The sequence below is a fragment of the Rhodococcus sp. (in: high G+C Gram-positive bacteria) genome (genome assembly GCF_049591685.1).
In the GTDB taxonomy this organism is placed as follows: domain Bacteria; phylum Actinomycetota; class Actinomycetes; order Mycobacteriales; family Mycobacteriaceae; genus Rhodococcoides.
This window is the reverse complement of the sequence record NZ_JBAWFH010000197.1, coordinates 1-1,832: the sequence shown is the minus strand read 5'-3', so window position 1 is coordinate 1,832 and position 1,832 is coordinate 1. Positions and strand designations below refer to the sequence as shown.

Genomic DNA, 1,832 nt, shown 5'->3' with positions numbered 1-1,832 from the left:
GGTCAACGGATTTTCCCAAGTCGCCCGGCGGTACTTCGCCTCTTGTACCGCAGCCCGCACCACGCCCACAAAATCATTGCCGAATGAGAAGTTGAGGGCGGCAAGCCGGTGCGCGGTTTCCGAGAGGGGGAGCGCTTTGCCGTCGATCAAAACTCTGTGCTTTCCTGGCAGGAGGTCCTCCAAGAGCCCGACCATTTGTCTCTCCAAGCGAGAGGGCGCCTGGCTGGCCAAGTGGTCTTTGTTGCTTGCTTCGGCGTGCATTTCCTTCGCCTCCTCAGCCTGTGGGTCGGACGGTCTTTCGCCTTTTTCCGGCATGAGCCACCTGTGTTGGGAGAGGGACACATCGTCAGTTGAACGATTCTGGTTTCCAAACTAGCGCTTGCACGCCGTAAAGGAGATACGGCCAGGGCGCGGGGGGTAGCGCCGATTGCGTGAGGATTGCACGGCAGCCGCGGGAGAGATCACCTGCGGCTGCCGCGATGCTTGTTCAGCGGCCTGGCTCAGCGGTGCATGCGCAAGGTTATCCTCTCCCACCGCTGGGCTAATGCGAGCCAGCTCCACAGCAGGACGATTCCGCCTACGCAGAGCCACCCGAACACGTCGCCCACCCGACCATAAAGGGTGGCGGCTCCAGCGGCTGGGAGGATCGTCGTCGCAACGGTTATACGATCGCCCACCGGTCGCTCGACGATCACACGACCCCTTTGGTCATATGCGCTCACCAGGCCGTTCCGCGCGCTGCGCGCAACCGAGTAGCCGTTCTCTACGGCCCGCAACGCCGTCATTCGTGCCCCCATCCACCCGTCGCGACCGAAGTCGTAGGCTGGAACTACCATGATCGCTGCGTTCCCCGCGTATTGCCGACCGATTTCGGGGAAGTGCATGTCTTTGCAGATGGCGATGCCGACCCGTGTATTCACGACCTCGAGAAACACAGGGGAGTAACCGGGGCTGTTGCGCGCCTCCCAGCCGGGGACGAGTCGCTGTTTGTCGTACCAAGTGGCGCTCCCATCCGGCGCCGCCAGTAGCGCGCGATTGGAGTAGACTCCTTGGTCGTGTGTCTCGATCCCGATGATAACTGCGGCGCCGATCGTGTGCGCTACCGCGAGAACGTCCTGGGCGGCACGGGCAGCATCGTCGCGGTCGAGCAGGACGAGCTTCTCGGGTAGCACCACGAGCCCGCCAGGTGTGGCAGATTCGATGATCGCCGAGCGGTACATCGACCAAACATCCTCCCACTCGGTCGGGACACCATCGTACCCGTTCGTCGCGATGAGAGTGACCGGCACGGTTCGTCCGGACGGCGGAGCATGGATCCGAGCAGCGGAGAATAGCGCTACGGCGAGGATGATTGCACCAACCAGGGCGCGTGCCGTTCGATGCTCCGCATGAGGGAAGCGCCTCGAGAGACAGAGGCCGACCAGCGCGCCCGGGAGAAGCACCAGGAAGACGACCGCACACACGCCGCCGAGTGCCGCAATCTGAACCACTCCTGGCACGGCCATCTGGCTGTACGCGAGGCTCCCTGCCGCCCCGTGCGGCGAGCCCCGCAGTGCCAGGAGCTCGAGCGCGGCGATCGTGCACGGGAGCACGAAAATCGCTCCAGCCAGCGGCAGAAGCCGGGCGGCCACGACCGTCAGCCGGACGGCGAGCATCCACGAAGCGGCGCGCAAGACGGCAATCAGCAGCGTGGTGGGCCAGCCGATCATCTCCACGTAGTAGAACAGCAAGCTCGTCATTGCCACCGCTCCGGCAATGCTCCCGACTGCTCGTGCGGAGAGGCGTGTACCCGCGGCTGCCACCAGCAACGGGACAGGTGCGAACCACGGGGC

Annotated in this window: 2 protein-coding genes; both read right to left on the bottom strand. The window is 64.3% G+C overall.

Annotated elements, in window-relative coordinates; translation table 11 throughout:
- A partial coding sequence (locus WBQ44_RS08495) for a hypothetical protein (RefSeq protein ID WP_495566268.1) occupies window positions 1-315 on the bottom strand: 315 nt, incomplete at its 3' end.
- Window positions 316-500: 185 nt separating this feature from the next.
- Window positions 501-1,832, bottom strand: a 1,332-nt coding sequence (locus tag WBQ44_RS08490) for a nitrilase-related carbon-nitrogen hydrolase (protein WP_495566267.1), incomplete at its 5' end; no start/stop codon positions are given.